The sequence below is a fragment of the Burkholderia sp. BCC1999 genome, assembly GCF_905339975.1.
In the GTDB taxonomy this organism is placed as follows: domain Bacteria; phylum Pseudomonadota; class Gammaproteobacteria; order Burkholderiales; family Burkholderiaceae; genus Burkholderia.
The window spans coordinates 88,939-108,451 of record NZ_CAJPHP010000005.1 but is presented as its reverse complement, the minus strand read 5'-3'; the positions used below and the strand labels follow the sequence as shown (position 1 = coordinate 108,451).

At 66.7% G+C, this 19,513-nt stretch carries 15 protein-coding genes, 1 tRNA gene and 1 pseudogene; 11 read left to right on the top strand and 6 right to left on the bottom strand.

The features are described from left to right. Nucleotides 1-69: 69 nt before the first annotated feature. The gene (gene zwf, locus U5809_RS08700; protein ID WP_322086171.1) at nucleotides 70-1,539 is read right to left on the bottom strand and encodes a glucose-6-phosphate dehydrogenase; all 1,470 of its coding nucleotides are present in this window, start codon (nucleotides 1,537-1,539) and stop codon (nucleotides 70-72) included. Nucleotides 1,540-1,970: 431 nt separating this feature from the next. On the opposite strand from zwf, the gene U5809_RS08695 reads away from it, so the two are divergent. The 4 genes from U5809_RS08695 to U5809_RS08680 all read left to right on the top strand — a co-directional run bounded on the left by U5809_RS08695 (nucleotide 1,971) and on the right by U5809_RS08680 (nucleotide 6,373). Next, nucleotides 1,971-3,218: an ABC transporter substrate-binding protein gene (locus U5809_RS08695; protein ID WP_060229382.1), complete on the top strand. Its 1,248-nt coding sequence runs from the start codon at nucleotides 1,971-1,973 to the stop codon at nucleotides 3,216-3,218. Between the two features lie 138 nt (nucleotides 3,219-3,356). Further along, complete coding sequence (locus tag U5809_RS08690) at nucleotides 3,357-4,295, top strand: carbohydrate ABC transporter permease (protein ID WP_176049328.1); 939 nt, start codon at nucleotides 3,357-3,359, stop codon at nucleotides 4,293-4,295. Next, nucleotides 4,285-5,142, top strand: a complete 858-nt coding sequence (locus tag U5809_RS08685; RefSeq protein ID WP_043181722.1) for a carbohydrate ABC transporter permease — start codon at nucleotides 4,285-4,287, stop codon at nucleotides 5,140-5,142. Before U5809_RS08690 ends, U5809_RS08685 begins: the two co-directional genes overlap by 11 nt. A gap of 112 nt (nucleotides 5,143-5,254) precedes the next feature. Next, entirely contained in the window at nucleotides 5,255-6,373 is a 1,119-nt protein-coding gene (locus U5809_RS08680) for an ABC transporter ATP-binding protein (protein ID WP_176049327.1), read from the top strand. 93 nt (nucleotides 6,374-6,466) lie between these two features. Here U5809_RS08680 and U5809_RS08675 read toward each other — a convergent pair whose 3' ends face one another. The 3 genes from U5809_RS08675 to trxB all read right to left on the bottom strand — a co-directional run bounded on the left by U5809_RS08675 (nucleotide 6,467) and on the right by trxB (nucleotide 8,954). Continuing rightward, complete coding sequence (locus U5809_RS08675) at nucleotides 6,467-7,117, bottom strand: trimeric intracellular cation channel family protein (RefSeq protein ID WP_176049326.1); 651 nt, start codon at nucleotides 7,115-7,117, stop codon at nucleotides 6,467-6,469. Further along, a complete protein-coding gene (locus U5809_RS08670; RefSeq protein WP_176049325.1) occupies nucleotides 7,077-7,856 on the bottom strand; it encodes a Smr/MutS family protein in 780 nt (259 codons plus the stop codon). Before U5809_RS08670 ends, U5809_RS08675 begins: the two co-directional genes overlap by 41 nt. Before the next feature lie 135 nt (nucleotides 7,857-7,991). Continuing rightward, nucleotides 7,992-8,954, bottom strand: coding sequence for a thioredoxin-disulfide reductase (gene trxB / locus U5809_RS08665; protein WP_166957305.1), 963 nt, complete (start codon nucleotides 8,952-8,954; stop codon nucleotides 7,992-7,994). A gap of 397 nt (nucleotides 8,955-9,351) precedes the next feature. Between trxB and U5809_RS08660 the strand changes: the two genes are divergently transcribed. From U5809_RS08660 to U5809_RS08650, 3 genes are all read left to right on the top strand, one after another. After that, entirely contained in the window at nucleotides 9,352-11,661 is a 2,310-nt protein-coding gene (locus tag U5809_RS08660) for a DNA translocase FtsK (protein ID WP_322086170.1), read from the top strand. Nucleotides 11,662-11,707: 46 nt separating this feature from the next. Continuing rightward, nucleotides 11,708-12,397 carry an outer membrane lipoprotein chaperone LolA gene (gene lolA, locus U5809_RS08655; protein WP_176049323.1) on the top strand — a complete coding sequence of 230 codons (690 nt, stop codon included), beginning with the start codon at nucleotides 11,708-11,710 and terminating at the stop codon, nucleotides 12,395-12,397. Between the two features lie 235 nt (nucleotides 12,398-12,632). Then, nucleotides 12,633-13,943, top strand: a complete 1,311-nt coding sequence (locus tag U5809_RS08650; RefSeq protein WP_176049322.1) for a replication-associated recombination protein A — start codon at nucleotides 12,633-12,635, stop codon at nucleotides 13,941-13,943. Nucleotides 13,944-13,988: 45 nt separating this feature from the next. On the opposite strand, the gene U5809_RS08645 is transcribed toward U5809_RS08650, so the two are convergent. Continuing rightward, nucleotides 13,989-14,258 (bottom strand): DUF2164 domain-containing protein, encoded by a 270-nt coding sequence (locus tag U5809_RS08645; protein WP_282506937.1) that lies wholly within the window; start codon nucleotides 14,256-14,258, stop codon nucleotides 13,989-13,991. 250 nt (nucleotides 14,259-14,508) lie between these two features. Here U5809_RS08645 and serS point away from each other — a divergent pair, with 250 nt between their 5' ends. From serS to U5809_RS08625, 4 genes and pseudogenes are all read left to right on the top strand, one after another. Then, nucleotides 14,509-15,810: a serine--tRNA ligase gene (gene serS / locus U5809_RS08640; protein ID WP_282506938.1), complete on the top strand. Its 1,302-nt coding sequence runs from the start codon at nucleotides 14,509-14,511 to the stop codon at nucleotides 15,808-15,810. A gap of 117 nt (nucleotides 15,811-15,927) precedes the next feature. Next, a tRNA-Ser gene (locus tag U5809_RS08635) sits at nucleotides 15,928-16,018 on the top strand. A gap of 169 nt (nucleotides 16,019-16,187) precedes the next feature. After that, the gene (locus U5809_RS08630; RefSeq protein ID WP_322086169.1) at nucleotides 16,188-16,370 is read left to right on the top strand and encodes a hypothetical protein; all 183 of its coding nucleotides are present in this window, start codon (nucleotides 16,188-16,190) and stop codon (nucleotides 16,368-16,370) included. A gap of 83 nt (nucleotides 16,371-16,453) precedes the next feature. Next, nucleotides 16,454-17,961: pseudogene (locus U5809_RS08625) on the top strand (methyl-accepting chemotaxis protein). A 67-nt stretch (nucleotides 17,962-18,028) separates the two neighbouring features. On the opposite strand, the gene U5809_RS08620 reads toward U5809_RS08625, so the two are convergent. After that, on the bottom strand, nucleotides 18,029-19,189 hold the full coding sequence (locus U5809_RS08620) for an alkane 1-monooxygenase (protein ID WP_322086168.1): 1,161 nt from the start codon (nucleotides 19,187-19,189) through the stop codon (nucleotides 18,029-18,031). Nucleotides 19,190-19,513: the final 324 nt, after the last annotated feature.

Below are 19,513 nucleotides of genomic sequence, written 5' to 3'. Positions count from 1 at the left end.
TGTCTGTTCAAATCGTACGAATCGTGGAGCACGTAGCCGCGTGCGATGACGTGCGCGGCTACGTTTACATCAGTTCTCTTCTTCGAGCCAGCAGGTGTCGTGCTGCGCGAGCATCGCGCTCGCCGCGGCCGGCCCCCACGTGCCCGCCGCATACGGCTTCGGCGGCTTCAGCGTGCGCGCCCATTCGTTCAGGATAGGCTCGACCCAGCGCCATGCGGCCTCCTGTTCGTCGCGACGCACGAACAGCGCGAGCCGGCCGTTGATCACGTCGAGCAGCAGGCGCTGGTACGCCTCCATCTGCCCTTCCTTGAAGAATTGGTCGAACGCGAGGTCGAGGTGCACGCTCGCGAGGTTCATCCCTTCGCCCGGCTGCTTGGCGAGGCAGTACAGGCGGATCGTCTCGTTCGGCTGCAGCCGGATCACGAGGCGGTTCGAACCGGGGCGCAATGCCGTGGGCCCGAGCGCCGAGTGCGGCACCGGGCGGAAATTCACGACGATCTCGGCTACGCGATCGGCGAGACGCTTGCCGGTGCGCAGGAAGAACGGCACGCCGGCCCAGCGCCAGTTCTCGATCTCGACCTTCAGCGCGACGAAGGTTTCGGTCTGGCTGTCGGGCTTCACGCCCGGCTCGGTCGCATACGCCGGCACCTGCGCGCCCTTGATCACGCCCGCATGATACTGGCCGCGCACGGCCACCTTGCCGATGTCGCGCGGATCGACCGGTTTCAGCGCGCGCAGCACGCGCAGCTTCTCGTCGCGCACCGAGTCGGAATCCATCGAATGCGGCGGCTCCATCGCGACGATCGACAGCAGCTGCAGCAGGTGGTTCTGCACCATGTCGCGCAGCGCGCCCGTATTGTCGTAGAAATCGCCGCGCGCCTCGACGCCGAGTTCCTCGGCGATCGTGATCTGGATGCTCTCGACCCATTCGCGGCGCCACAGCGGTTCGAACAGCGCATTGCCGAAGCGCAGCGCGAGCAGGTTCTGCACCGGCTCCTTGCCGAGGTAGTGGTCGATCCGGTAGATCTGGCCCTCCGCGAAGATCTCGCCGACCGCGTCGTTGATCGCGTTCGACGATTTCAGGTCGTAGCCGAGCGGCTTCTCGAGCACGATGCGCGAGCCTTCGTTCAGGCCGACCGACGCGAGCGCCTTGCAGATCGGCACGAACAGCGACGGGCCCGTCGCGAGGTAGAACACGCGGATGCCGGGCAGCGATGCGATCGCGTCGCGCAGCACGACGTAGTCTTCCGCGCGGCCGAGGTCGAGCTTCACGTACTCGATGCGATCGAGGAAGGACTTCCACGCGGCTTCGTCGAACGCCTTGCCGGCGGCTTTCTCCGCATGCGGCTTCACGTGCGTGTCGACCCACTCGAGATAGCCCGCCCGATCCGATTCATGTCGTGCCACGGCGACGATCCGGCCGCTCTCCGCCAGCATGTTCGCGCGGTGCGCTTCGAACAGCGCGGGCAGTATCTTGCGCATCGACAGATCGCCGGTGCCGCCGAAAAGTACGAAGGTAAAGCTGGAATCGGTATGCATGTGTCTCCGCCGTGTTGGGGGTGCTGGGAAGCGATCCGTAGTGCGATAAAAATATTTTTGACACTGAATTGTAGTTTAACTACAATCCGCCGCAAGGGGTAGCACCTGGGTGAAGAAAAAAAGAAGTGCAGTCGATGAACTGCGCGAGCTTCACCTTCGGGGGCGCCTTGTGCCGAATGTTATCGGACATTGGCGGCGCGCATCGTCCGCGCGCCGTCGGCCCCGGGCTCGCGTCGCATCATCGCGGCGGGCCAGAAACACAAAGAGGAGACACGCCGTTGAATCTCGATTCACGCTTTCTGTAAGAGCCCGGCCGGTCATCGGCCCCGTACGCTGCATGCGTCCCGCGGCTCGATTTCCCCGTCGTTATCAAGAAGCCGGTTCCCGGTCAGGGAACCTCACGAGTTGATTCAGTCTGGAGGAGATAAGTAATGAAAGTTCGCTCGATCATGGGTGCGCTCTGCGCCGCGGGTCTGATGGCTGGCGCCGTGGCGGCGCAGGCGGCCGAGAATGTAACCGTGCTGCACTGGTGGACCTCGGGTGGCGAGTCGAAGGCCGTCGGCGTGCTGAAGGACGACGTGCAGAAGCAGGGCTACGTGTGGAAGGACTTCGCGGTCGCGGGCGGCGCCGGCGCCGCGGCGATGACTGCACTGAAGACCAAGGTGATCAGCGGCGACGCACCGTCGGCCGCGCAGATCAAGGGCCCGCTGATCCAGGACTGGGCCGACCAGGGCGTGCTCGTCAACATCGATTCCGCTGCCGGCGACTGGAAGCAGAACCTGCCGCCGGAAATCGACAAGATCATCAAGTACAAGGGCCATACCGTCGCCGCGCCGTTCTCGGTGCACCGCGTGAACTGGCTGTACATCAACAAGGCCGCGCTCGACAAGGTCGGCGCGAAGGTGCCGACCACCTGGCCCGAATTCTTCGCGGTGGCCGACAAGCTGAAGGCCGCGGGCATCCAGCCGGTCGCGATGGGCGGCCAGCCGTGGCAGGACCTGACGCTGTGGGAAGACGTCGTGCTGTCGCAGGGCCCCGCGTTCTACAAGAAGGCGCTGGTCGACCTCGACCAGGCGACGCTGACGTCGCCGCAGATGCTGTCCGTGTTCGACACGGTGCGCAAGATCCAGGGTTACTTCGATACCGGCCGCAACGGCCGCGACTGGAACCTCGCGACCGCGATGGTCATCAACGGCAAGGCCGGCATGCAGTTCATGGGCGACTGGGCGAAGGGCGAGTTCGAGAACGCCGGCAAGAAGGCGGGCAAGGACTACATCTGCGCAGCGGTGCCGGGCACCGCGAATTCGTACACGTTCAACGTCGACTCGTTCGTGTTCTTCCAGCAGAAGGGCGAGAAGGCCGCGACGCCGGGCCAGCTCGCGCTCGCGAAGACGATCATGACGCCGGACTTCCAGGAGCAGTTCAGCCTGCTGAAGGGTTCGGTGCCGGTGCGCCTCGGCGTGAAGATGGACAAGTTCGACGACTGCGCGAAGAAGTCGTACGCCGACGAGCAGACCGCGATCAAGTCGGGCGGCTTCGTGCCGTCGCTCGCGCACGGGATGGCGCAAAGCGACGCGACCGCCGGCGCGATCACGGACGTCGTGACGAAGTTCATGAACTCGCAGCAGGATTCGAAGAGCGCGGTCGCCGCGCTCGCGAAGGCCGCGAAGGTCAAGTAACGCGCGACAGGCGCCCGGCCGGAAGCGCTTCATCGGCCGGGCGTTTTTGCATGTGCAGCAAACGGGCTCGCCCGCGGGCCCGTGCCGTACCTGGCGCCGGCCCGGCCTGCGTCGCCCTCGTTCCAGGAGTCGAATCAAGTGGCTGCCCCTCTTAACGGAAACGGATCCGGCGCTGCCGCCGCGCGGCGTACGTCGCCGATGTCGGCCTTCGCCGATCGCTGGATTCCGAAGCTCGTGCTTGCGCCGAGCGTCGCGATCGCCGTGGTGTTCATCTACGGCTTCATCCTGATTACCGGCTATCTGTCGCTGACCAACTCGCGGCTGTTGCCGAACTACGAATTCGACGGCTTCGGCCGTTACACGGACCTGTTCCAGAACGACGTGTGGTGGACCTCCGCCGCGAACCTCGGCTGGTTCGGGATTCCGTTCATCGCGGTCTGCGTCGCGCTCGGCTTGTTCCTCGCGATCCTGCTCGACCAGCGGATCCGCAACGAAGGCGCGTTGCGCGCGATCTTCCTGTACCCGATGGCGCTGTCGTTCATCGTCACCGGCACCGCGTGGCAGTGGATCCTGAACCCGGGCCTCGGCCTCGAGAAGGTGATGCACGACTGGGGCTGGACGAGCTTCTCGTTCGACTGGCTCGGCGATCCGGACAAGGCGATCTTCTGCGTGGTGATCGCGGCCGTGTGGCAGTCGACCGGTTTCGTGATGGCGCTGTTCCTCGCGGGGTTGCGCGGTGTCGATGCGGAGATCTTCAAGGCCGCGCAGGTGGACGGCGCGACGCTGCCGACCATCTACCGCAAGATCGTGATCCCGAGCATGCGCCCGGTGTTCTTCTCGGTGCTGCTGATCCTGTGCCACATAACGATCAAGACCTTCGACCTCGTCGTCGCGCTGACGGCAGGCGGCCCCGGCACGTCGTCGTCGCTGCCGGCCATGTTCATGTACACGTTTTCGTTCAACCGCGGCCAGCTCGGCCTCGGCGCGGCGTCCTCGGTGATGATGCTCGCGACCGTGGTCGCGGTGCTGGTGCCGCTGATGTATATGGAATCGAGGAGCACCCGCAATGCAGCCTAAGATGACGATCAGCCGGGCAGTGATCTATGCGGCACTGATCCTGTTCGCGCTGTATTTCCTGTTCCCGATCTACGTGATGCTGTCGACGTCGTTCAAGGATCTCGACCAGCTGCGCACCGGCAACCTGCTGACGCCGCCCACGACCTGGACCATCGATCCGTGGGTGAAGGCATGGAGCGGAGCGTGCACCGGCGTGCGTTGCGACGGGATGAAGCCGTTCTTCCTGAACTCGCTGCAGATGGTGATCCCGGCCGTGCTGATCTCGTCGCTGATCGGCGCGTTCAACGGCTACGTGCTCACGCACTGGCGCTTTCGCGGCGCCGACGCGCTGTTCACGATGATGCTGGTCGGCTGCTTCATCCCGTTCCAGGTGATCCTGCTGCCGATGGCGCGCCTGCAGGGGATGCTCGGCCTCGCCAACACGATTCCGGGCCTCGTGTTCGTGCACGTCGTGTACGGGATCGCGTTCACGACGATGTTCTTCCGCAACTTCTACGTGAGCGTGCCGGCCGAGCTGGTGAAGGCCGCGCGCATCGACGGCGCGGGCTTCTTCACGATCTTCACGAAGATCCTGCTGCCGGTGTCGCTGCCGATCTTCATGGTGTGCCTGATCTGGCAATTCACGCAGATCTGGAACGACTTCCTGTTCGGGATCGTGTTCTCCGGTGTCGATTCGATGCCGATCACGGTGGCGCTGAACAACCTCGTCAACACGTCGACGGGCGTGAAGGAATACAACGTCGACATGGCCGGCGCGATCATCGCCGCGCTGCCGACACTGCTCGTCTACATCGTCGCCGGCCGCTACTTCGTGCGCGGGCTGACGGCGGGCGCGGTGAAGGGGTAGGCGCGGCTTTATCCGATACGACGAACCGGCCGCGCACGACGCGCGGCCCATCGAAACGAACCCGACGCGGCGCCCGAGTGCGCCGCGCGAGACGAGACAGAGGATTCACAGCATGGCAAGCCTTTCCATCCGTGACGTGTACAAGACCTACCCGAACGGGGTGCCGGTCCTGAAGGGTGTCGACATCGAGATCGAGGACGGACAGTTCCTGATCCTGGTCGGCGGGTCGGGCTGCGGGAAGTCGACGCTGCTCAACATGATCGCCGGGCTCGAGACGGTCACGAGCGGCGAGATCTGCATCGACGGCAAGGTCGTCAACGACCTGTCGCCGAAGGATCGCGACATCGCGATGGTGTTCCAGTCGTACGCGCTGTACCCGTCGATGACGGTGCGCGAGAACATCTCGTTCGGCCTGAACATCCGCAAGGTGCCGAAGAACGAACAGCAGCAGATCGTCGACCGCGTGTCGCAGATGCTGCAGATCCAGCACCTGCTCGACCGCAAGCCCGGCCAGCTGTCCGGCGGCCAGCGCCAGCGCGTCGCGATGGGCCGCGCGCTCGCGCGCGATCCGTCGCTGTTCCTGTTCGACGAGCCGCTGTCGAACCTCGACGCGAAGCTGCGTATCGAGATGCGCGCGGAAATCAAGCTGCTGCACCAGCGCCTCGGCACGACGATCGTCTACGTGACGCACGACCAGATCGAGGCGATGACGCTCGGCGACCGGATCGCGGTGATGAAGGACGGCGTGGTCCAGCAGTTCGGCGCGCCGCAGGAGATCTACGATTCGCCGTCGAACCTGTTCGTCGCGGGCTTCATCGGCGCGCCGCCGATGAACTTCATCAACGGCAAGCTGGTCGAGCAGGGCAGCGGGATCGCGCTCGAGATCGACACGGGCCTCGCGCGCAGCGCGCTGAACCTGCCGTTCGACGCGAAGCGGATGAACGGCCACGTGGGCCGCGAGGTGATCCTCGGGCTGCGCCCGGAGCGCATCACCGACGCGCGCAACGCACACCACGGCGAGGCGTCGACGCTGCAGCCGATCGACGTGCGCGTCGACGTGACCGAGCCGACCGGGCCGGATACGCACGTGTTCGCGCAGGTGAACGGCAAGCGGATCGTGAGTCGCGTGCATCCGGCCGCGAACCCGCAGCCGGGGCAGACGCAGTCGCTGCTGTTCGACGTGTCGAAGGCCGTGCTGTTCGATCCGGCATCGGAAGAGCGGATCGCGTGACGCGGCGGTTGCGCCGAACGAAAGAGCAAGGGGCCGTGTCGAACGGCCCCTTTTGTTTGCGTGATGCGGCCGACGTGGCCGCGGGCGTGGCGATCAGTGCGGCAGCCGCACGTCGAACTTGAACGTCGCGAGCCGCGCGACGAGGATGAAGCCGGTCGCGAGCAGCACGCTGTACACCGAGTCGAACTGCAGCCACACGAGCAGCAGATAGAACCAGCAGCCGACGAACGCGCAGGTCGCGTACGGCCGCGAATCGCGCAGGATCAGCGGGATATCGTTGCACAGCACGTCGCGGACGATCCCGCCGACCACGCCGGTGATCACGCCCATCATCACCGCGATGAAGCGCGGCATCTCGGCGTCGAGCGCGATCGCCGTGCCCGAGATGCTGAAGATGCCGAGCCCGATCGCGTCGGCGATCAGCAGCAGCCGTTCGGCCGACAGTCGCGACAGCATCCGCAGCACGAACGGCGCGAACAGCGCGAGCACGAAGATCGCGATCACGTAGTCGTCGTGCACGACCCAGTAGAACGGCCGGCGCTCGAGCAGGATGTCGCGCAGCGTGCCGCCGCCGAACGCGGTCGCGAGCGCGACGACGAACGTGCCGACCGAGTCGAGGCGGTTCTTGCGCGCCTCGATGAAGCCCGAAATCGCGAAGGCCAGCGTGGCGATCGCCTCCAGTATCGCGATCGCGAGCGTCAGCCTAGGATGCGGCACGCGGCCCCCGCTCGGCCGGCGCCGCATGCGGCTGCAGCAGTACGAGCACCGCGCCTGCACCGCCGTCGTTGCCGCGCGCCTCGCAGAACGCGATCACTTCTTCCTTCTGCACGAGCCACGCGCGCACCTTGCCTTTCAGCACGGGTTCCTTGCCGATCGAGCCGAGCCCCTTGCCGTGGATCACGCGCAGGCAGCGCAGCCCCTTCTTGCCGGCTTCGCGGATGAATTCGGCGAGCGCATCGCGCGCCTCGTCGCGCCGCATCCCGTGCAGGTCGATCTGCGCCTGCACGATCCACGCGCCGCTGCGCAGCTTGCGCACGACGTCGCGGCTGATGCCGGGGCGGTGGTAGTACAGCGAGTCGTCGCTGTCGAGCAGCGTCTCGGGATCGAATTCGTCGGACAGCGTCGCGTTCAGCACGGCTTCCTCGTCGCGCTGGGTCTGCTTCGGCACCGGGTCGGGCGGCGTGCGGCCCGACGACGCGCGCGGCGGCGCGTTCAGCGGCCGGATCGAGCCGATTTCGTTGCGGAACAGGTTCGCGTCGGCTTCCGCCTTGCGCTCTGCCTTCGCGGTTTCGACGCGCGTGCGTTCGCGGCGCTCGGCTTCGCCTTGCAGCGACTTGCGCAATGCGCCGAGGCCCGCGAGGCCCTGGCCGCGCAACGCGGCCGGATCGGGCGCGGGCGGCGGGGCGGCCGGCGCGGGGTTCGCGGGACGGGCGGCGATCTTCCGCTTCGCGGGATCGCTCGGATGGGGCTGGTTCTTCGCCATGATTCGGTAACGGGGCAGGCGCGTTCGGGCGCGCGGGCAAAAAAAAGCCGCTGCACGGCGGCAGCGGCTTTCCGGTCGGGCCCGCTTCGCGGCAGCGGACGCCATTGTAGCGCCCGGCGCGGTCAGGCTCGCGGCTTACTTCTTGTCGTGCAGGCTTTCGAGGTAGCGCTGCGCGTCGAGTGCGGCCATGCAGCCCGTGCCCGCGCTCGTGATCGCCTGGCGATACACGTTGTCCTGCACGTCGCCTGCAGCGAACACGCCGGCGACGCTCGTCGACGTCGCGTTGCCGTGCAGGCCGCTCTTCGTCAGGATGTAACCGTCCTTCATCTCGAGCTGGCCCTGGAACAGGTCGGTGTTCGGCTTGTGGCCGATCGCGACGAACACGCCCTGCACGGCGAGGTCTTCCGTCGCGCCGGTCTTCACGTTCTTGATGCGCAGGCCCGTGACGCCCGAATCCTCGCCCGTCACTTCGTCGAGCACGTGATCCCACTTGATCACGACGGCGCCTTCCTTTTCCTTCTCCAGCAGGCGGTCGATCAGGATCGGTTCCGCGCGGAACTTGTCGCGGCGGTGGATCACCGTGACCTTCTTCGCGATGCCCGTCAGGTAGAGCGCTTCCTCGACGGCCGTATTGCCGCCGCCGATCACCGCGACTTCCTGGCCGCGATAGAAGAAGCCGTCGCAGGTCGCGCAGGCCGACACGCCCTTGCCCATGAAGTGTTCTTCGGACGGCAGGCCGAGATACTGCGCGGACGCGCCGGTCGCGATGATCAGCGAGTCGCACGTGTATTCGCCCGAGTCGCCGATCAGGCGGATCGGCTGCTCGTGCAGCTTCGCGGTGTGGATGTGGTCGAAGACGATTTCGGTGTTGAAGCGCTCGGCGTGCTCGAGGAAGCGCGCCATCAGCTCCGGACCCTGCACGCCTTTCGCGTCAGCCGGCCAGTTTTCGACGTCGGTCGTGGTCATCAGCTGGCCGCCCTGCGCGATGCCGGTGATCAGCACCGGGGACAGGTTGGCGCGTGCCGCGTAGACGGCAGCCGTGTAGCCGGCGGGGCCGGAACCGAGAATCAGGACTTTGGCGTGTTTGGGCGTGGACATGTGCGAATCCGTAAAAGGCGGCCGTGGCGGGCGGGGTAGGGCTCGCCGTACGATCCGGGTTGACCGGGATGCCGTCATAGATGGGTATCAGACGCGCATTATAAAGGCCCCGTTGCTGCGTTGCCGAACGAGAGTTTCAATCGTCGCGATAGCGTTTCGCGGCGAGCCGCCCGTGCCGGCGCGGCAGGCCGGGCGTCCCGCCGGTGCGCGGCGGCGCGTTGTCGCACGCGTTCCGGGCCGGCACGGCCGGCCGGTCTCGAGCGTGCGCGGCCGGCCGGTTCGGCACCCCGTCCCTGTTATGTAACCGTCATTTACACTTGGTGGCCCGGTGCAGCGTTTACAATAAGCGGGATCGAACGACAGGCGGGCGCATGGCCCGTCCTCTTTATACGGATTCATGGCAAAAGCTCCTTATTCCGCCCAGGCACAGGCGTTGCCGCACCGGATGTCGAAGCTCCTCACGGAGATCCGCTGGATTCTCCAGGTCGCGCTCTGCGCCTTTCTGGTGATGGCCCTGCTGAGCTACAGCCGGCGCGATCCGAGCTGGACGCACGCCGCCCAGGTCGATCACATCTCGAACTGGGCCGGTCGCGTCGGCGCGTGGACGGCCGACATCATCCTGCTGCTGTTCGGCCTGTCGGCCTACTGGCTGATCGTGCCGCTCGGGCGGCGCATCGCCGTCAACTACCGCCGCATCACGCGCCACGAGGCGATTCCCGACGAACCCGAGCGGCCGATCGGCTGGCTCACCGAGATCTTTGCGTTCGTGCTGGTCGTGCTCGCGTGCGACGGCATCGAGGCGCTGCGCATGTGGTCGCTGAAGGTGCAGTTGCCGCGCGCACCGGGCGGTGTCGTCGGCGAGGCCGTCGCCGGTGCGATGTCGCACGCGTTCGGCTTCACCGGCGGCACGCTGCTGCTGCTGATCGCGCTTTCGATCGGCCTGTCGCTGTACTTCCGCTTCTCGTGGCTGTCGGTTGCCGAGCGCGTCGGCGGCGCGATCCTGTCCGCCGTCAACGTCGCGAAGCTGCGCCGCGAGGCCGAGCGCGACCGCAAGCTCGGCGAGGCCGCGGCCGTGCGCCGCGAAGGCAAGGTCGAAGAGGAGCGCGTGCGCATCGAGGATCACGAGCCAGTGACGATCGTGCCGCCGGTCGTCACGCCGGCGAAGTCCGAGCGCGTCGAGCGCGAGCGGCAGGTGCCGCTGTTCACCGACCTGCCGGGCGATTCGACGCTGCCGCCGGTGTCGTTGCTCGATCCCGCGCCGAAGACGCAGGAAGCGATTTCGGCCGATACGCTCGAATTCACGTCGCGCCTGATCGAGAAGAAGCTGAAGGACTTCGGCGTCGAGGCGAGCGTCGTCGCCGCGTATCCGGGCCCGGTCGTCACGCGCTACGAGATCGAGCCGGCCACCGGTGTGAAGGGCAGCCAGATCGTCAACCTCGCGAAGGACCTCGCGCGCTCGCTGTCGCTCGTGTCGATCCGCGTCGTCGAGACGATCCCCGGCAAGAACTACATGGCGCTCGAACTGCCGAACCAGCGCCGCCAGACGGTGCACCTGTCCGAGATCATCGGCTCCGAGGTGTATGCGGCCGCCTCGTCGGCGCTGACGCTGAGCCTCGGCAAGGACATCGGCGGCAAGCCCGTGTGCGCGGACCTCGCGAAGATGCCGCACCTGCTGGTGGCCGGCACGACCGGTTCGGGCAAGTCGGTCGGGATCAACGCGATGATCCTGTCGCTGCTGTACAAGGCCACCGCCGAACAGGTGCGCCTGATCCTGATCGATCCGAAGATGCTCGAAATGAGCGTCTACGAAGGCATTCCGCACCTGCTGTGCCCGGTCGTCACCGACATGCGCCAGGCCGGCCACGCGCTGAACTGGACGGTCGCGGAGATGGAGCGCCGCTACAAGCTGATGAGCAAGCTCGGCGTGCGTAATCTTGCCGGCTACAACAACAAGATCGACGATGCGGCGAAGCGCGAGGAGAAGATCCCGAATCCGTTCAGCCTGACGCCCGAGGATCCGGAGCCGCTCGGCCGTCTGCCGAACATCGTCGTCGTGATCGACGAGCTGGCCGACCTGATGATGGTCGTCGGCAAGAAGGTCGAGGAACTGATCGCACGGATCGCGCAGAAGGCGCGCGCGGCCGGCATCCACCTGATCCTCGCGACGCAGCGTCCGTCCGTCGACGTGATCACGGGCCTGATCAAGGCGAACGTGCCGACGCGGATCGCGTTCCAGGTGTCGTCGAAGATCGACTCGCGCACGATCCTCGACCAGATGGGCGCCGAGTCGCTGCTCGGAATGGGCGACATGCTGTACCTGCCGCCCGGCACCGGGCTGCCCGTGCGCGTGCACGGCGCATTCGTCGCGGACGACGAAGTGCATCGCGTCGTCGACAAGCTCAAGGAGCAGGGCGAGCCGAACTACGTCGAGGGCCTGCTCGAAGGCGGCACCGCCGACGGTGACGAGGGCTCGGCCGGCGCGGGAACCGGTGAAGGCGGCAGCGAGTCTGATCCGCTGTACGACCAGGCGGTCGAGATCGTCATCAAGAACCGCCGCGCGTCGATCTCGCTCGTGCAGCGCCACCTGCGGATCGGCTATAACCGTGCGGCGCGGCTGCTCGAGCAGATGGAACAGTCGGGGCTCGTGTCCGCGATGTCGTCGAGCGGCAACCGCGAAATTCTTGTGCCGGCGCGCGACGCGGAATGAGTCCGCGGCGTTCGCAGCGCCGGCCACCCAGGGAGAAAACCGCAATATGCAGCAACATTCGTTCGCAATGTCCCTTCGTTCGACGCGGCGCTGGCTCGGCGCGGCGCTCGCCGGCGCATCGCTGATGCTCGCGGCGACGCACGCGTTCGCGGGCGGCACCGAGCAGTTGAAGGCCTTCGTGTCGCAGGTGCGTTCGGCGAAGGGCGATTTCACGCAGCAGATCGTCAAGGCGCCGGCCAAGGGCGCGAGCGCCGTGCAGGCCGCGCCGAAGCCCACCGACAATTCGAGCGGCACGTTCGTGTTCGCGCGTCCCGGCAAGTTCATCTGGACGTACCAGAAGCCGTACCAGCAGGTGCTGCAGGCCGACGGCGAGAAGCTCTACGTGTATGACCGCGACCTGAACCAGGTCACCGAGCGCAAGCTGAACGGCGCGCTGGGCGCGAGCCCGGCAGCGATCCTGTTCGGCAGCAACGATCTCGACAAGAACTACACGCTGCGCGATGCCGGCGAGAAGGGCGGCATCGAGTGGCTCGAGATGTTGCCGAAGGCGCAGGACACGCAGTTCCAGCGGATCGGCATCGGCTTCCGGAACGGCACGCTCGCCGCGATGGAGCTGCATGACGTGTTCGGTAACGTCACGCTGCTGACGTTCACGAACATCCAGACGAACCCGCCGCTGAAGGGCGACACGTTCAAGTTCGTCGTGCCCAAGGGCGCGGACGTGATCACCGGCTGACCGGCGCCGCGCGCCGCTCTCCCGCAACGGGCCTGCCGGCGACGGCAGGCCCGTGTTGTTTCTGGGCGCGGGCACCGGGCGTGGGTACCGGGCGTGGGCACCAGGCGTGGGCACCAGGCGTGGGCACCAGGCGCGGGCCGCGGGAGCCAGGCGCGGCGGCGCCGTCGTGCGGCTGTCATAATGTCGGGTCCGGCGGCCGGTTCGGCCGCCATTGTTTGATGTGGAGCGAGGGTTCATGTCCGACCTGTTTCAAGTCGAACCGCGCCGCCCGCTCGCCGAGGCGCTGCGGCCGAAGACGCTCGCCGAGGTGATCGGCCAGACGCATTTGCTGGGCGAAGGCAAGCCGCTGCGGCTCGCGTTCGAATCGGGCAAGCCGCATTCGATGATCCTGTGGGGGCCGCCCGGCGTCGGCAAGACGACGCTCGCCCGGCTCACCGCGCTCGCGTTCGACTGCGAATTCATCGCGCTGTCGGCGGTGCTGGGCGGCGTGAAGGACATCCGCGAGTCGATGGAGCAGGCGAAGGACACGCTGAACCGTACCGGCCGCCACACGATCCTGTTCGTCGACGAGATCCACCGCTTCAACAAGGGGCAGCAGGATGCGTTGCTGCCGTTCGTCGAGTCGGGCCTCGTGACCTTCATCGGCGCGACCACCGAGAACCCGAGCTTCGAGGTCAACTCGGCACTGCTGTCGCGTGCGCAGGTGTACGTGCTGAAGTCGCTGAACGACGACGAGATGCGCCAGTTGCTGACGCGCGCGCAGGAAATCGCGCTCGACGGCCTCGCGTTCGACGACAAGGCGATCGACACGCTGGTCGGCTATGCGGACGGCGACGCCCGCCGCTTCCTGAACCTGCTCGAGCAGGCGCAGACCGCGGCGACGTCGGCCGGCGTCGCGACGATCGATGCCGACTTCGTCAGCAACGCGATGACGCTGAACGCGAGACGCTTCGACAAGGGCGGCGACAACTTCTACGACCAGATCTCGGCGCTGCACAAGTCGGTGCGCGGGTCGAGCCCGGACGGCGCGCTGTACTGGTTCTGCCGGATGATCGACGGCGGCGCCGATCCGAAGTATCTCGCGCGGCGCATCGTGCGGATGGCGTGGGAAGACATCGGCCTGGCCGATCCGCGCGCGCTGCAGATGGCGAACGACGCGGCCGAGACCTACGAGCGGCTCGGCTCGCCGGAAGGCGAACTCGCGCTCGGGCAGGCGGTGATCTATCTCGCGTGCGCGGCGAAGAGCAACGCCGGCTACAACGCGTTCAACCAGGCGATGGCGTTCGTGAAGCAGGACAAGTCGCGCGAGGTGCCCGTGCACCTGCGCAACGCGCCGACCAAGCTGATGAAGGAACTCGGCTACGGCCACGCTTACCGTTACGCGCACGACGAGCCGAATGCGTATGCGGCCGGCGAGACGTACCTGCCGGACGGGATGCGCGAGCCGCGCTGGTACCAGCCGGTGCCGCGCGGGCTCGAATCGAAGATCGCCGACAAGCTCGCGTGGCTGCGCGACCTCGACCGCGAGGCCGGCAAGAAGGACTGACGGCGTGTTGCGCGGGCCGGTTCGGCCTGCGCCGCCGCCGATCCGTCAGCGCTTGCGGCCCGGCTGCTGTTTCTTCCAGTATTCGAACGGCTCCTCGTGGCATTCGATGTCGAGTTCCGCGACGCGTCCATGCAGGCGCTCCTGCGCGTCGGCGATCGCGAGGTTGTAGATCGCCGGCGCGATCTCCTCGACGAAGAAGTGCAGCAGCGCGCCGGCCTGGATGTTGCCGATCGGCTCGTCCATGTTTTCTGTGAAATAGCGTTGCAGCGATGCGATTGCGCGGTCGCGGACATCCTTGTCGAGTTCGATGGCCATCGGGTTCCTCAGGGTGCGGTGAGGCGAAACCGGGTGCTTCGCCTGATTCGTTGCCGCCCGCCGGTGCCGCTGTTTTGCGATCCGCGAGGGTCGGGCGCGCCGCGATTCGCCGGCCGCCGGCGTGCGGGCCGGCCAGGCCATGTTGCCACGGCCGCCGCCCGTTTGCGGCATTGTCCGTCCGGCCGGTGCCGTGGCGGCCGCGCGGTGCGTTAGAATTCCCGTCTTACACAACGATTTTCCAAGTCCTCCCATGCTCGACATCCAGTTGCTGCGCAAAGACCTCGACGGCGTCGCGAAGCGCCTCGCCGATCGCGGCTACACCCTCGACGTCGCCGCGTTCTCCGCACTCGAAGCGGAACGCCGTGCGATCCAGACCCACACCGAAGAGCTCCAGGCGCGCCGCAACAGCCTGTCGAAGCAGATCGGCGCGATGAAGGGGAAGGGCGAGGACACGTCGGCCGTGATGGCCGAGGTCGGCGGGATCGGCGACGACATGAAGGCGTCGGAAGCCAAGCTCGGCGACATCCAGGCGCGCCTGTCCGACCTGATGCTGGGCATGCCGAACGTCGCGCACGACAGCGTGCCGGTCGGCAAGGACGAAGCCGACAACGTCGAGGCGCGCCGCTGGGGCACGCCGCGCCAGTTCGATTTCGCGGTGAAGGATCACGTCGATGTCGGCACGCCGCTCGGCCTCGATTTCGAGACGGGCGCGAAGCTTGCCGGCGCACGCTTCACGATGCTGCGCGGCCCGATCGCGCGCCTGCACCGCGCACTCGCGCAGTTCATGATCGACACGCACACGCAGCAGCACGGCTATACCGAAACGTACACGCCGTACATCGTGAACCCCGAGATTCTCTACGGCACGGGCCAGCTGCCGAAGTTCGCGGACGACATGTTCCGCGTCGAGAAGGGCGGCGCGGAGAACACGGTCACGCAATACCTGATTTCCACGTCCGAGATCTCGCTGACGAACACCGTTCGCGAGTCGATCGTCGAAGGCTCCGCGCTGCCGATCAAGCTGACCGCGCATTCCCCGTGCTTCCGCTCGGAAGCCGGCTCGTACGGCCGCGATACGCGCGGGATGATCCGCCAGCACCAGTTCGACAAGGTCGAGATGGTGCAGGTCGTCGCGCCGGAAACGTCGTACGCGGCGCTCGACGAAATGGTCGGCCATGCGGAAGCGATCCTGCAGAAGCTCGGCCTGCCGTACCGCGTGATCACGCTGTGCACGGGCGACATGGGCTTCTCGGCCGCGAAGACGTTCGACCTCGAAGTGTGGCTGCCCGCGCAGAACACCTATCGCGAGATCTCGAGCTGCTCGAACACCGAGGCGTTCCAGGCGCGCCGGATGCAGGCGCGTTTCCGCAACGCGCAGGGCAAGCCGGAGCTCGTGCACACGCTGAACGGTTCGGGGCTTGCAGTCGGCCGCACGCTCGTCGCGGTGCTGGAGAACTACCAGAACGCGGACGGCTCGGTCACGGTGCCGGAAGCGCTGCGTCCGTACATGGGCGGCATGGAGCGCATCGACGCGCCTGCCCAGGCGTCGTAACGCAGGCCGTCGAAGTCCTCGCAAAAAAATTTGCATAGAGGGCTTGTCAGCCAGGAAGAGATCGTCTTATAATCTTTTCTTTCGCGGAAACGACCAACCGCGAAATGCAGTAAGGAAGGAGAGGTGGCAGAGTGGTCGAATGTACCTGACTCGAAATCAGGCGTACGGTTTCCCCGTACCGTGGGTTCGAATCCCACCCTCTCCGCCAAAATACGAAGCCCCTTGATCCGGAAGGATCAAGGGGTTTTTCGTTTTGGGTCGGCGGTGCGCGTGTCGATTGCGACGTCAGGCTCGCTACCGGCACACCGGATCGTGCTGATACGTTAGCCACCAACTGCGCACACGATCGTGCCGCGCCTTCGATGCAGCGTCGCTGCATGACGAACCGACTGTCGAAAGTCCTGACGTCTTTCGCGCTGCTGATCGTTGTTTTCGTGTCGACACCGTTTCCCGCGCGAAGCCCGTTCGTCCATTTCGGCATCGCCGATTCCCATGCCGCATCGACCGTGTCTCGCTACGACCTGCTGCGCGCCGGTCTTCACCGCTTTCCTCAGCTTTAAGCCCTCGATTCCTGCGCCGTTAACACGGTGCGGCGGCCGGCACCCGTGCCGCGCCGCATCGTTCCCCGTCGATTCAAGGTCCCATGAAGCTGAGCTACAAGATTCCCCTCGCATTCGCTGTCGCGCTGTTGCTGATGTTCGGTGGCGCGCTGTACGGCATCCACATCCTCAACCGTTCGATCGATACGTTCGCTGAAGACGTGCAGACGAACGTCGGCGACGAACGGCTCGTGTCGGCCACGCTCGTGCAATTCAAGCTGCAGGTGCAGGAATGGAAGGACACACTGCTGCGCGGCAAGCAGCCCGACAAGCTCGACCGGTACTGGCAGGCGTTCCAGACGCGCAACTCGTCCGCCAGTTGCCGGCCGGCGAGAGCCGCTCGCTCGTCGAACAGTTCATGCGTGCGCACACCGCGATGGGCGACGGTTACCGGCGCGGCTTCGACGCGTTCAAGGCGGCCGGCTTCGAGCCGTCGGCCGGCGATGCGGCCGTGGCGGGCGTCGACCGTGAGCCCGCTGCGCTGCTGGAGCGGGCCGCGAAGTCGATTGCGGACGAAAGCGCGGCCGTGTCGGCGCAGGCGAGCCGCGACGCGCAGCATGCGACCATCGCAAGCCTCGCGCTGATGCTGGTCGTGCTCGGCGTCGCGATGGTCGGCGCGTTCCTGTTCAGTCGCGCGATCCTGCGCCCGCTCGATCGTGCGGTGGCGTGCGCGCAAGCCGTCGCGGGTGGCGACCTGACACGCGACGTCGACGCAACCGGCCGCGACGAGATCGCCGATCTGCTGCGCGCGTTGCAGACGATGCAGGCGAGCCTGTCGGGCGTCGTGCTCGAGGTGCGCACGCATGCCGAAGCCGTCGCGACCGCGAGCGCGCAGATCGCGTCGGGCAACCACGATCTGTCGGCGCGGACCGAGTCGCAGGCCGCTTCGCTCGAGGAGACGGCCGCCAGCATGACCCAGCTGACCGGCATCGTGCGCCAGTCGGCCGAGCATGCGCAGCACGCGGCGCAACTGGCGCGCGACGCGTCGCATATCGCGTCTGCCGGCGGCGGCGTGATGTCGGATGCCGTCCACACGATGAACGGCATCGCCGACAGCGCGGCGAAGGTCGGCGAGATCATCGCGGTGATCGACGGCATCGCGTTCCAGACCAACATCCTCGCGTTGAACGCGGCCGTCGAGGCGGCGCGCGCGGGCGAGCAGGGGCGCGGCTTCGCGGTCGTCGCGGCGGAGGTGCGCACGCTCGCGCAGCGCAGCGCGTCGGCCGCGAAGGAGATCAAGGGGCTCATCGAGCAATCGACGCAGCGGGTCGACGAAGGCGCGGTGCTGATCGGCCGCGCGGGGGAATCGATTCACGAGATCGTCGGCGCCGTGCAGCGCGTCACGACGATCGTCGGCGAGATCTCGTCCGCGTCGCAGGAGCAGAGCGGCGGCATCCAGCAGGTGAATGTCGCAGTCACGCAGATGGATGAAGCGACGCAGCGCAACGCGGCGCTCGTCGAGCAGGCTACGGCCGCGACGCAGGCGCTGGCCGAGCAGGCGAGCGCGCTGCGGCACGCGGTGGCCGTGTTCCGGCTGCCGGAAATGGCGTGATGGCTGTCAGCGGCGGGCGCGCGACGTGGCGAGCCCGCGCCCGTTCACGCGGACCGGTCACCGCCGATCACGCCGCGGCCGGATACTGCGCAAGCACCCTGGCGCGAATCGACGGCTTGATGTTCGATTGCGCCATGTCGCCGCCGTAGTGCGCGACGACGCGCGGGTTCATCACGCGATACCAGAGCGGCGGCACGTACGCGAACAGGATCATCGTCGCGTAGCCGGCCGGCAGTTGCGGCGAATCGTCGAAGTGGCGCAGTGCCTGGTACGAGCGCGTCGGATTCGCGTGATGGTCGGCGTGCCGCTGCAACTGGTACAGGAACAGGTTGGTGACGACGTGGTTGCTGTTCCACGAATGCTGCGGCGTGCAGCGTTCGTAGCGGCCGCTCGGCAGCTTGCGGCGGCCGAGCCCGTAGTGCTCGACGTAGTTCACGACTTCGAGCAGCGAGGCGCCGTAGACGGCCTGGATCACGAGGAACGGGATCACGACCTTGCCGGCCATCGCGATCGCGACGCCCCACACGACGACGGTCATCGCCCACGCGTGCAGCACCTCGTTGCGCCAGGTCCACGGCGAATGCCCGAGCCGTTCGAGACGCGCCTTCTCGAGCCGCCATGCCGAGCGGATACTGCCGGTCACGGTGCGCGGCAGGAATGCCCAGAACGACTCGCCGTAGCGCGCGCTCGCCGGATCCTCGGCCGTCGCGACGCGCACGTGGTGGCCGCGGTTGTGCTCGACGTAGAAGTGGCCGTATGCGACCGGTGCGAGCGTGATCTTCGCGAGCCAGCGCTCGAAGCGGTCGGTCTTGTGCCCGAGCTCGTGCGCGGTATTGATTGAGATGCCCGTCGAGGCGCCGAGCGACAGGGCGAAGCCGACGTAGTCGTACCACGCGAGCGCGTGCGTGCCGACGATCCACACGCACATGAAGAACGCGACGTATTCGACGAAGGTCGCCAGATAGACGATGAACCGGTAATAGCGCTCGCGTTCGAGGTGCGGCACGACGGCCTCGGGCGGATTGTCGCGATCGTCGCCGATCAGCGTGTCGAGGATCGGGATCACGCCGAATGCGAACAGCGGGCCGAACCACCAGAACACATGAAGGCCTGTCGACAGCGCAAGCTGGGCAGCGAGGATGGGTAGCGTGATCGTCAGTGCGCCGAGCAGCCACAGGTACCGCTTGCCATCCGACCAGCCCGCGGCCGATCCGTCGGTCATTGCCATTGTCTCCCTCCAGTCAGCGGGCCCGATGGGCGGCCGCATGCACGGTTGTTCGAATCCTCGTGAGCCCGCGACGCGCGCGCGGTGGCACCGGATCGTTGTCCGGTTCTGCCTGTTATACGACCCGTACGCCCGCTTGCCAAACACCGGCGCTAGGCGTGCGACTCCAAACGGCAGGGCGCGCGCGAGCCATGCCGGGAGGGGCCGGCACGCGCCGATTGAAACATGCGACGCAAGCCGGATCGGCTCGCGCATGCCGCGTGTTTGTCAGATGAATCGTGAAGCGTGCGTGCGAGTGTGTCGATCGTGCGCGTCCGCAACAAATGG

Bases quoted from the DNA above. Each gene is read 5' to 3' on its own strand.
- U5809_RS08680 (WP_176049327.1), top strand. From the start codon at position 5,255: ATGGCAAGCCTTTCCATCCGTGACGTGTACAAGACCTACCCGAACGGG.
- U5809_RS08650 (WP_176049322.1), top strand. From the start codon at position 12,633: ATGTCCGACCTGTTTCAAGTCGAACCGCGCCGCCCGCTCGCCGAGGCG.
- U5809_RS08685 (WP_043181722.1), top strand. From the start codon at position 4,285: ATGCAGCCTAAGATGACGATCAGCCGGGCAGTGATCTATGCGGCACTG.
- trxB (WP_166957305.1), bottom strand. From the start codon at position 8,954: ATGTCCACGCCCAAACACGCCAAAGTCCTGATTCTCGGTTCCGGCCCC.
- U5809_RS08670 (WP_176049325.1), bottom strand. From the start codon at position 7,856: ATGGCGAAGAACCAGCCCCATCCGAGCGATCCCGCGAAGCGGAAGATC.
- serS (WP_282506938.1), top strand. From the start codon at position 14,509: ATGCTCGACATCCAGTTGCTGCGCAAAGACCTCGACGGCGTCGCGAAG.
- U5809_RS08660 (WP_322086170.1), top strand. From the start codon at position 9,352: ATGGCAAAAGCTCCTTATTCCGCCCAGGCACAGGCGTTGCCGCACCGG.
- lolA (WP_176049323.1), top strand. From the start codon at position 11,708: ATGCAGCAACATTCGTTCGCAATGTCCCTTCGTTCGACGCGGCGCTGG.
- U5809_RS08675 (WP_176049326.1), bottom strand. From the start codon at position 7,117: ATGCGGCGCCGGCCGAGCGGGGGCCGCGTGCCGCATCCTAGGCTGACG.
- U5809_RS08630 (WP_322086169.1), top strand. From the start codon at position 16,188: ATGACGAACCGACTGTCGAAAGTCCTGACGTCTTTCGCGCTGCTGATC.
- zwf (WP_322086171.1), bottom strand. From the start codon at position 1,539: ATGCATACCGATTCCAGCTTTACCTTCGTACTTTTCGGCGGCACCGGC.
- U5809_RS08620 (WP_322086168.1), bottom strand. From the start codon at position 19,189: ATGGCAATGACCGACGGATCGGCCGCGGGCTGGTCGGATGGCAAGCGG.
- U5809_RS08695 (WP_060229382.1), top strand. From the start codon at position 1,971: ATGAAAGTTCGCTCGATCATGGGTGCGCTCTGCGCCGCGGGTCTGATG.
- U5809_RS08645 (WP_282506937.1), bottom strand. From the start codon at position 14,258: ATGGCCATCGAACTCGACAAGGATGTCCGCGACCGCGCAATCGCATCG.